The sequence below is a fragment of the Acinetobacter sp. AC1-2 genome (genome assembly GCF_016124155.1).
GTDB lineage: Bacteria > Pseudomonadota > Gammaproteobacteria > Pseudomonadales > Moraxellaceae > Acinetobacter > Acinetobacter calcoaceticus.
Window position 1 is genome coordinate 310,447 of the sequence record NZ_JABFFO010000003.1, and the last position, 10,844, is coordinate 321,290.

The 10,844-nt window shown below is 39.0% G+C and carries 9 protein-coding genes and 1 rRNA gene; 3 read left to right on the forward strand and 7 right to left on the reverse strand.

Translation table 11 applies throughout. The features are described from left to right. Nucleotides 1–4: 4 nt before the first annotated feature. The 3 genes from HL290_RS13400 to ilvD all read right to left on the reverse strand — a co-directional run bounded on the left by HL290_RS13400 (nucleotide 5) and on the right by ilvD (nucleotide 4,251). On the reverse strand, nucleotides 5–736 hold the full coding sequence (locus HL290_RS13400) for a sulfite exporter TauE/SafE family protein (protein ID WP_198496727.1): 732 nt from the start codon (nucleotides 734–736) through the stop codon (nucleotides 5–7). A gap of 78 nt (nucleotides 737–814) precedes the next feature. Then, entirely contained in the window at nucleotides 815–2,104 is a 1,290-nt protein-coding gene (locus HL290_RS13405) for a hypothetical protein (RefSeq protein ID WP_198078319.1), read from the reverse strand. A 317-nt stretch (nucleotides 2,105–2,421) separates the two neighbouring features. Continuing rightward, nucleotides 2,422–4,251, reverse strand: a complete 1,830-nt coding sequence (ilvD, locus tag HL290_RS13410) for a dihydroxy-acid dehydratase (protein WP_003654323.1) — start codon at nucleotides 4,249–4,251, stop codon at nucleotides 2,422–2,424. Between the two features lie 348 nt (nucleotides 4,252–4,599). Here ilvD and fmt point away from each other — a divergent pair, with 348 nt between their 5' ends. Together fmt and rsmB are read left to right on the forward strand one after the other, a co-directional pair. After that, entirely contained in the window at nucleotides 4,600–5,562 is a 963-nt protein-coding gene (gene fmt / locus HL290_RS13415; RefSeq protein WP_198496728.1) for a methionyl-tRNA formyltransferase, read from the forward strand. Further along, the gene (rsmB, locus tag HL290_RS13420; RefSeq protein WP_198496729.1) at nucleotides 5,559–6,863 is read left to right on the forward strand and encodes a 16S rRNA (cytosine(967)-C(5))-methyltransferase RsmB; all 1,305 of its coding nucleotides are present in this window, start codon (nucleotides 5,559–5,561) and stop codon (nucleotides 6,861–6,863) included. Before fmt ends, rsmB begins: the two co-directional genes overlap by 4 nt. Before the next feature lie 41 nt (nucleotides 6,864–6,904). On the opposite strand, the gene HL290_RS13425 is transcribed toward rsmB, so the two are convergent. Beyond that, nucleotides 6,905–7,048, reverse strand: a complete 144-nt coding sequence (locus tag HL290_RS13425) for a methionine/alanine import family NSS transporter small subunit (protein ID WP_004640212.1) — start codon at nucleotides 7,046–7,048, stop codon at nucleotides 6,905–6,907. A gap of 12 nt (nucleotides 7,049–7,060) precedes the next feature. After that, nucleotides 7,061–8,539: a sodium-dependent transporter gene (locus HL290_RS13430; protein WP_198496730.1), complete on the reverse strand. Its 1,479-nt coding sequence runs from the start codon at nucleotides 8,537–8,539 to the stop codon at nucleotides 7,061–7,063. A gap of 656 nt (nucleotides 8,540–9,195) precedes the next feature. Here HL290_RS13430 and HL290_RS13435 point away from each other — a divergent pair. Continuing rightward, the gene (locus HL290_RS13435) at nucleotides 9,196–9,888 is read left to right on the forward strand and encodes a TIGR04219 family outer membrane beta-barrel protein (RefSeq protein WP_198496731.1); all 693 of its coding nucleotides are present in this window, start codon (nucleotides 9,196–9,198) and stop codon (nucleotides 9,886–9,888) included. Between the two features lie 59 nt (nucleotides 9,889–9,947). Here the strand turns inward: HL290_RS13435 and HL290_RS13440 are convergent, their stop codons facing one another. Continuing rightward, nucleotides 9,948–10,547, reverse strand: coding sequence for a glutathione S-transferase family protein (locus HL290_RS13440; RefSeq protein ID WP_198496732.1), 600 nt, complete (start codon nucleotides 10,545–10,547; stop codon nucleotides 9,948–9,950). Between the two features lie 178 nt (nucleotides 10,548–10,725). Further along, nucleotides 10,726–10,840, reverse strand: a 5S ribosomal RNA gene (gene rrf / locus HL290_RS13445). Between the last annotated feature and the right edge of the window lie 4 nt (nucleotides 10,841–10,844).

The following is a 10,844-nucleotide window of genomic DNA, read 5'->3' on the forward strand; positions in this document are numbered from 1 at the left end:
TGGCTTAGTGCAAAACCATATAAATCCCTAATAACACTAAACCAATGAAAAAAATACGGCGAAATTTCTGCTCATTCAGTCGATAACGGATTTTTTTACCTAACCACATTCCAACTAATGCAGCGAATAAAGCCGCAAAAGATAAACGATAGTCTAGCGTTATTCCTGACATAGGGTTGTGGTGTAAAAAGACTGCAAGGCAAATGGTAGACACGGTAAAAGTCAGCCCCAAAGCCTGTACTAACTCATCACGTTTTAAATGCAACGACTGTAAATAAGGCACTACTGGAATAATAATAACCCCAGTAGCTACGGTAACTGCCCCACCAATATAACCAATGATGGGCGATAACCAACGTTCATGCTTGCCTAAGTGCGGAAGCTTTTTCACGCATAGACCATAGAGCCCATATAAGGCCAGCATACAGCCCAATAAAATTTCACTACTATGCCCATGACTTTGGCTCAAAGTGGGCAGAAAGCTCCATATTGAGCCCACCACAATGCCTACAAGCAAAGTCCAGAAACGGCGAATAAAAGCCCAGACATGTCCTTCAGCGAAAAGCTGCCAGACATTGGTCACCATTGAAGGAACAATCAGAAGAGATGCTGCTTGAAAAGGACTCATTGCGATAGTGAGTAGGCCCATCGATACTGCGGGCAACCCTAAGCCGATCATGCCTTTAATCATGCCAGCAAAGGCAAACACCACCATAATAATTGCTAGAAATGTCACTGTTTATCTCCGATTCCTTACAAGGTTATGCTACGGAAAAAACAGGCTTTGCCCTATTCTTGTTTTTAGGAGAAGGCCTCAATTAAAAGTTGAGGCTGTTTTATATTTTTCTTCTAATACATTGCTAAAAATACTTTCAATCATCCAAACACGATACAAACTATTAAATACATAGCTTTGCCCATCAATACGCAACTCTAAAACTGGTAAATCAGGCTGATGCTTATCTCTGCAAAATGCGTCATTTTGCGCCAGAATAGCAGGTACATCCTGTTCGGTTAACTGCTCAATTCCCAACTGCTGCTGTAATTCTTGGAAATGCTTTTTGAAAGATAAATCTTTGCCTTTTGTCCAAACAGCCTGCAAGATCGTAAAAACTGTATCGATTTGCTGATTTTCAGGCACGCTATAGAAAAGCTTTGCCATCTCAAGCGTACTTTCTTCTGTAGGACGGCAAAAAGGGGTAAAAGCTACATCTGTTCGTTTAGAAACACGGGTTGCCAAACTCCAGTCAAACCAATCTCGGCCTTGATAGCTTAAGGGGTAAACTTTTAATTGAATGTCATAATAATCGGCCAACTCTTCCTTAATATAAGCAAGTAACAGCCAACTCATTGGATCTTCTAAGGCAATATATATATCGAGTTCAGGACGAAGTGTCTGAATTTCGGTAAGTGCCTCAGCATCATTAATCAAATGTTCACGCCATTCGATATGATTAATTAAAAAGATCGGATTACCAGTAAGTAACTTTTGCTGTTTTAGACGACGGGTTAAACGTAATAAATCATCTACTGCATGATACTTACGTCCACCAAATTCAAAGTACGCCGCCGGTACAGGTTCATCCGTAAAAATACGTTCTGAAAAATGTTGAGGAAGCTGATGTTTAACTGCCATGGCATGAAGAGTACGCAGCTTTCCATATTGCTGCTGCCAAAGCATGTGAAAAATATCTTCTAGTAAATGTAAGAAATTCTGACCTTGTAATGGAGTTCTTTTTAATATGACAGCGGCTTGTTTTAAAGATTCTTGGCTTGGGATTTCTGGAAATTCATCAAAAGCAAAACGGTGTTGCTTGGCTAAAATTTTTGCATCATTCAGACAATAATTTTGCCACTCTTCATGTGACATACCATTTGGAGGTTCAGAAGCCGTATGGGAAATAATAATTTTTAAAGGCTTAAGTTCATCACTTAAAATCTCATCGAGCTGAGATAATTGCTGAACAGCCAAATAGCTATACACATCATCAAGTCGTAAATAAATACTTAAACCATTTTCCGTGGGTAACACCGCTTGACGAGAGGGTTTTTGGTAAAACCAACTCGATCGGATAGGGTCAAACCAACGGCGTAGCAGTGACATGAATAGTGCCTCTAAAAAATAAAATCCTAAGCTAGACCAAAAAACTGCTTTGATCGCAGTACAAAGTGCAGCAGAAGCTTAATATACAAAATACTGACGAGCTCTGCTTACGCAGAACAAATATCATGTTATTGCACGTGTTCCTGCATCGGTGAAGATTTTATCATCATTTTATGACAAACCCATAGAATGACTTGCAACACCCTCATCTACAAGCCTATTTTTTTCATCAGGCGAAAAAAATGCACCCTCAACAGATAATAATTCATCGTGCTGAAAAGTGCATAATTTCTACTCAATTATTAAAATTGAATATTTTATAGAACGCGTACAGCTCCTTTCGCTGCACTAGTTGTATGCATTGCATAAACTTTTAACGCTTTTGATACCTTACGTTTACGTTCTTCTTTCGGGTGCCAGCCTTTTGCCTCTTGAACTGTACGACGGTGCGCCATAGTCGCATCATCAACGTTCAAGTGAATGGTACGGTTTGGAATATCAATTTCAATGGTATCACCATCTTCGACCAAACCAATGGCACCGCCTTCAGCAGCTTCTGGTGAAACATGTCCGATCGAAAGGCCTGATGAACCACCAGAGAAACGACCATCTGTCACTAATGCACAGTCTTTTCCTAAACCTTTTGATTTAAGATAGCTGGTTGGGTAAAGCATTTCTTGCATACCCGGACCACCACGTGGACCTTCATAACGAATAACAACGACATCGCCAGCTTTAATATCATGACCCAAGATTGCATCTACAGCAGCATCTTGACTCTCAAACACGCGCGCTGTGCCAGTAAATTTTAGGATAGATTCATCTACACCCGCAGTTTTCACAATACAACCATCAAGAGCGATGTTGCCGTATAGCACAGCTAAACCACCATCTTTAGAGAATGCATGTTCGGCATTGCGGATAACGCCTTTTTCACGATCGCCATCTAAAGTTGCATAGTAACGATTTTGCGAGAACGCAACTTGAGTTGGTACACCACCCGGAGATGAGCGATAGAACTCATACACATCTGCATCTTCAGTACGAATAATATCCCACTTATCTAAGGCATCTTTTAATGTTTTCTCATGTACGGTTGGTAGCGATACATCAAGTAAATTCGCACGATCAAGTTCACCTAAAATGGCCATGATGCCACCTGCACGGTGTACATCTTCCATATGAACATCTTGTTTTGCAGGCGCTACTTTAGATAATACAGGCACTCGACGTGATAGTTCGTCAATATCGTCCATGGTAAAGTCAACTTCCGCTTCACTTGCCGCAGCCAATAAGTGTAGAACGGTATTGGTTGAACCACCCATTGCAATATCAAGCGTCATGGCATTTTTAAATGCGGCCTTTGTTGCAATTGAACGAGGTAAAATGCTTGCATCTTCTTGTTCGTAATAGCGCTTAGCCAATTCAACAATAAGCTGACCTGCTTTTAAGAATAATTTTTTACGATTAGCATGTGTCGCGACAATCGAACCATTACCCGGTAAAGATAAACCTAACGCTTCGGTTAAACAGTTCATTGAGTTTGCAGTGAACATACCTGAACATGAACCACAGGTTGGACATGCTGAACGTTCAAATTCTTCAACTTCTTCGTCTGTATAACTTTCATCAGCTGCAACAACCATTGCATCAACAAGATCAATCGCTTTTTCATTACCGCGGAATTTGACCTTACCTGCTTCCATTGGTCCACCAGACACAAAAACCACAGGAATATTCAGGCGCATCGCAGCCATGAGCATTCCCGGAGTAATCTTGTCACAGTTAGAAATACAGACCATAGCATCAGCACAATGCGCATTCACCATGTACTCTACTGAATCAGCAATCAAATCACGTGATGGTAAAGAATAAAGCATGCCGTCATGCCCCATTGCGATCCCGTCGTCTACTGCGATCGTATTGAACTCTTTAGCAACACCACCTGATGCCTGAATTTCTGCTGCAACAAGCTGCCCTAGATCTTTAAGATGTACATGGCCCGGAACAAATTGAGTAAATGAATTGACCACCGCAATAATCGGTTTGCCGAAATCCTCATCTTTCATTCCTGTTGCACGCCATAAGCCACGTGCGCCAGCCATATTTCTTCCGTGTGTCGATGTTTTTGAACGATAGTCAGGCATTAGTGTTTCCAACAAGTTGTGCTTGAGCGAAATTTCTCCCACTCTGGCTGAATGATACTGATATAGCGTTAGATCAGTCGGAATATTGACTCATCATCATAATTTGATCATTCTCCATTCTATAGAAGCAAATAATATTCGGAAAGCCAAGAACAGTAATAGTCAGTCAATATTTAGCAAAACTTACATGAATAATTTTTTATTTTTTCATAACCTTTTTTTATCAATAAAAGTTTTTCAATAATTTTTTGTTCACTATTTAAAAACCAAATCTCTCAATAGCTATGAGTTTAGGGCTTCAAACGTTTTTCACGTATACTATCCACAAACTCTTTTTGGATTGCATTTGTGAAAATTATTTTTGCTGGCACCCCCGAATTTGCTGCAACAGCATTGGCGGCTTTATTAAAAACTTCCCATGAAATTATCGCAGTTTATACTCAACCAGATCGTAAAGCTGGTCGCGGACAAAAATTAACGCCATCTCCTGTAAAACAGCTTGCACTTGAACATAATATTCCTGTTTATCAACCGCTTCACTTTAAAGCTTCAACTGAGGAAGGCTTGGCAGCTCAACAAGAACTCGCTGCTTTAGGTGCTGATGTGATGGTGGTTGCTGCCTATGGTTTGATTCTTCCACAAGCTGTGCTCGATACACCTAAATATGGCTGTTTAAACATTCACGGCTCATTATTACCACGATGGCGCGGTGCAGCACCAATTCAGCGCGCAATCGCAACAGGTGATGATGAAACAGGCATTACCATTATGCAGATGGCTGCCGGTTTAGATACAGGCGATATGATGTATAAAACCTACTGCCCAATCATCGCCGAAGAGACCTCTGCCAGCTTGCATGACAAATTAGCTGTTCAAGGTGCAGAAGCGATTTGTGCAGTACTCGAGTCAGAAGCAACATTACAAAAATATTTGGCAGAACGTGAAGTTCAAGATGAAAGCCTAACTGTCTATGCACACAAGCTCGTGAAATCAGAAGCTCGTATTGACTGGTCAACTGATGCTATTCAACTTGACCGAAATATTCGTGCATTCAACCCTTGGCCTGTTGCCTTCGTTCAGTTAGATGAAAATAATGCTCTGCGTATTTGGAGCTCAACAATTTCTAGTCAAGACAAAGCGAATGCCCAAGCTGGTGAAATTATCGCGATTGATAAGCAAGGCGTACATGTTGCTTGTGGGCAAGATTCCTTTATTTGTCTGACCAGTGTGCAATGGCCGGGCGGCAAAGCAATGAATGCCCAACAAATTGGCCAAACTCAAAAACTTCACGTAGGACAAATTCTGCCATGAGTCAGGTTTCATCAAATTCGTCACGATTTAACTTACGTGCTCAAGTCGTCCAGACGTTATTAAAAGTTCAGCAAGGCCAATCACTCGCTAGTATTTTAAATACACAGTTGAATCAGGTTGCAGAGCGCGATCGTGCTTTGTTTCACGAGTTGGTTTTGGGTACATTGCGTCAATGGTTTGCGCTTAAATCAATTAGCCTACCTTTACTCAGCAAACCGTTAAATAATGAAACTGTTGAAACCTGTCTTTACGTCGGCCTTTATCAAGTTTTATGCACGCGTATTGCTGCACATGCTGCCATATCTGAAACAGTAGACGCCACTAAACAACTTGGGTTCCCAGCACTCAGCGGCATTGTGAATGCAATTTTACGCCGAGCGACGCGTGAAACTGATGAATTTCAACAAGGTTTACAACAGGCGCATGGCTTACCAAGTTGGCTTTATAAGCGTGTGAAAAAAGATTGGGGTGAACAAACCGAATCTCTATGCCAATCATTAAAGCAAGTAGCACCTTTAACCTTAAGGGTTAATCAACGCCACATTGGCCGAGACGCTTATTTAGCAAAATTACAAAGTTTAGAAATTAAAGCACGTGCGTGTATTTTATCTGAAGCAGGCATCGTCCTTGAGCAATCTGTTCAAATTACCCAACTACCTGGTTTTGAAGAGGGATGGTTTTCTGTACAAGATGAGCATGCTCAGCTATGTGCGACATTATTGCCAGATTTAAATAATAAAACAGTGATTGATGCCTGTGCAGCACCCGGTGGAAAAACGGCTCATTTACTCGAAAAGTTTAAACCGACTAAGCTCATTGCCATTGACCAAGATTCTAATCGTTTAGTCCGTGTGACTGAGAATTTAAACCGCTTAGCACTTGATCAAAGTCAAACAGAAATTTTGGCAGCTGATGCAACCCAATGGGTTCCAGCGCAGCCTGTAGATTGTATTGTGCTAGATGCGCCTTGCTCTGCAACAGGGGTCATTCGACGTCATCCTGACATACGTTTATTACGCCAATCTAGTGATATAGGCCAAACGATTGAGCTACAAAAGCAGATCTTGCAGCACATGTGGCAACAGCTCAAAGCTGGCGGTACACTGCTCTACATCACATGTTCAATTTTAAAAACTGAGAATGAACAGCAAATGATAGATTTCTTCGCAGAACATACTGATGCGAAAGAAATCAAAATTGAAGCTGATTGGGGTATTGAGCAAATTCATGGCCGACAATTGCTGCCAGAAGCACAATCTGGCGATGGATTTTATTATTGTAAAATTCAAAAAATTGCATAAAAAAAAGCAGGCTTCGAGCCTGCTTTTTTACTTAATCAGCATCAAAGCGTGTGCTGATCTTTTACATCTTCTAGAACATCATCTAACTCTTCAGGATGTTTCGACAAATGTAGAATGGATAAAATCAATCCACCCCATAAAAACACCATCGAAATCACCATCATCACGATTGCCGAAGTATTCATTATTTTATCCTCCTAGCGATCTTTCATTTTGCTTAACACGATTGCAACGACCGCACAGAAAATCACACTGCCCCAGCCAAATACACCTTGTAAGCTCATACTATAAGTATCATAGCCATTTTTGATCAAATTAAAAACAGTCATACAGAGCGTTGTTAATAAGATTAAAGAGGTGATGACAGTTAAAGTGAAATCCCATCCCTTACCAACTTGGATGGTTGAGATACGATTTATATGGTCACTAAGTTCTTTAAGAGCTGAACGTTTAAACCAAGCTACGCTAATAATTGATATTAATGCGCCACCAATAATCCCGATGTTATTAATAAAGTGATCGACAATATCAACCAGTTTAATCGCATTTACACTTGAGAATAGAATAATTGATACGAGTGCACTACCACCACCAATAATCGTTACAGCTTTTTTACGGCCCCATTTCAACTTATCTTGCATTGCTGCAATAGGCACTTCCAAAATACTGACCATCGAAGAAATACCTGCGACGAAAAGTGAAGAGAAGAATAAGAGACCGAATAAATCGGCACCTGTACCTAAACTTGAAATAATTTTCGGGAATGCAATAAATGCCAATCCAATCCCGCCACTCACCACATCTTTAACTTCAGTACCAGCAGCATGTGCCATAAAGCCAAGCGCTGCAAAAATACCAATACCCGCTAGAATCTCTGTTGATGCATTTGCAAAACCAACGATTAAGCCAGAACCAGTTAAATTAGTTTTTGGTTTCAAATATGATGCATACGTCACCATGATCCCGAAGCCAACAGATAGTGAGAAGAAGGTATGACCATAAGCGGCTAACCAAACTTTATAATCCATCATTGCAGACCAGTTTGGCGTAAAGAATGCATTCAAACCTTGAACTGCACCAGGCAAACGCAATGACTGGACTACCAAAATCGTGAATAGAACGAATAATAATGGCATGAAAATCTTATTAGATAATTCCACACCCTTTTTCACGCCACCATAAAGAATGATTAAAGTAAGTGCCCAAATTCCAACAATCGGCCAGAATAAATGACTTACAAACTGTAAATCAAAACCAGCCGCTTTTGAGGTTTGTAGGTAAGTATTAAAGAAGAAACCTTCTGGATCACTTCCCCACATTTGACCAATAGAGAAGTAAACGTAACTACCTGCCCACGTCAGGACGCTTGCATAATACAAACCGATGATGATGCAGACACAAACCTGCCACCACCCTAAAGTTTCTCCGCCTTTAAATAAAGCACGATATGCTTTTGGAGGCGAACCAGTACTACGATGCCCTACCGCATAATCTAAAAATAGTAACGGTAAACCAGCAGTAATGAGTGCCAATAGATAGGGAATAAGAAACGCACCACCACCATTTTCATAAGCAACGTATGGAAAGCGCCAAATATTACCTAAGCCTACAGCCGAACCAACGGCTGCAATAATAAAACCAGATCGTGACGTCCAGTTTTCACGAGAATCTGTCATAAAACACCTAATGTTAAAAGATTGCTTATTTTTACTGCTATTGTTGATTGTTATTCCGCATGCAAAAAAAGAACCAAAGAATACTTTTGTGTTTGATTGAGAATAAAAAGCACCTTGTGAGTATTTTTATTTTCATTTCAAACAAGCAAAAATAGAAAATTCTTCCTTAAAGATTTTTGTCCATTTTTTGCCCCTATGTAGCTGAACAATACCTGTTTTTATTTCTTTTTACTGTAATTTCCATCAGAAATTTTACGAATTTTCCAAGTTTTTTTCACAATTGGTTATTTTTCAGCTTATCTTTACGTCCTAAAGCTTAGGGGCTGACATTATTGTTCAATGATATTTTATTCCAATTCATTGAAAGAGCTCTTCAATTACTCGACTTATCCAGTAATTTATTCTTAACTCTTCAGTTTTCAATTAAGATTTAAATGTCACGTTACTGTTAGATGACAAAATTTATACTAAAATTTTTATAGGCTTAGTGTCATCAAAATTAATAAATAAATATTAGTTATTTGAAATACATGAATTTTTATTCAGTCTCAAAAAATCTTATAGATATATACTCGATAGGCTTATTTTTTATCAATGCATCTGTAGCAAGATGTCTATATCATGCGCTCGAAGATTTCTTTTATTCGGATATTAAAATGAAAATATTAAAAATGTCGTTGTTAACGCTCGGGATGGGCTTAAGTGGCTTTGCTCAAGCAGACTTTGTTGGAGTCAAAGGAGAAGTAGGCTACTGGTTTTATGATGGTAAAGCTAATATGTCTTCTCAATTCCCTGATGATCAGGATCTAGATCAAAAAGGTAGTGCTCAACTCTCATTGTCAGTAGAACACCCAATCCCATTTATTCCAAATGCAAAAATTCGTTATGTAAATTTAGATACTCAAACTAAATCAGAAACTCTAGGTCAAGCTAACTATAAAGTTGATTTAGAGCATAGCGATTTTATTCTCTATTACGAATTACTAGATAATATTGTGAGTGTAGATGCCGGACTTGGTGCAACTGTACTAAATGGTGATATCACTGCGTATACAGGTAAGCGCGTGGATATTGATAAAACATATCCTATTGCTTATTTATCAGGTGAAGTAAAACTTCCATTTACAGGCTTAAGTGCTAAAGGTGAAGCAACCTATACAAACTTTGACGATGCACGAATCACAGATGCATTAGCAGAAGTAAAATATAAATTTGCAGATAACCTATTAATTGATCTTGGTTTAACAGCAGGTTATCGCGTACTCAATATCGACTTAGATGACTACGATAACAATGACCTTAAATTTGAATTTAAAGGCCCATATATTGGTTTAGAAGCTCACTTCTAAACCAGAAAACGCTCGAAATTTCCCTCATACTTAAAAAGAACTCTATTAAGAGTTCTTTTTTATTCAATCATGCTCACATATCTGGGATATTCTTGAATTCTCTGACACCATGCTTGAATATTTGGGTATAACTTTAAATCGAAGCCACCTTCATCAGCCACATGTGTATAAGCATATAGCGCAATATCAGCAATGGTGAGTTGTGGTCCTGTAAGATAGTCGTGCTCTGCTAATACTTTATCCATAATAGATAATGCTTTATGCCCTTTTGGCTGTAAATTATAATATTCGGTTCTTCTATCTTCTGGTAAACCTAAGTATTTATTAATAAAACGTGCAACTGCAATAAAAGGTTCATGGCTATATTGTTCAAAGAACATCCACTGGTACATTTTCGCCTTAATATAAAGGTCTATGGGAATGAATTTTGTTCCCTCAGCTAAGTAACCTAAAATAGCATTAGATTCACTTAAAACACGTCCATCTTCCAGAACTAATACAGGTATTTTTCCATTAGGGTTTAGGGATAAAAACTCTTGGGTTTGAGTATCTTTTTTTAAAATATCAATATGAATCCACCTATGATTAATATTTAATAAGGAAAGTAAAAGTTTGATTTTATAGCAATTACCCGAACCCACATCACCATAGATTTTCATATGTGCTTCTCTCTTATTATTTATGCTTAAATAGACAATTTTTTATTATTTATAGCACAGCTCTCTCATAGAGTTCTTTTTATTGCCCTATATTTCTCAACATTTTATGTGTGTATTTAAATTTTCCAAGCATAAAAAAACACCCTCAACTGTTAAGTTGAGGGTGTTTAGAATAATGAGCTGGCGATGACTTACTCTCACATGGGAAACCCCACACTACCATCAGCGCTAAGAGGTTTCACTTCTGAGTTCGGGAAGGGATCAGGTGGTTCACTCTTGCTATGGTCGCCAGCACAA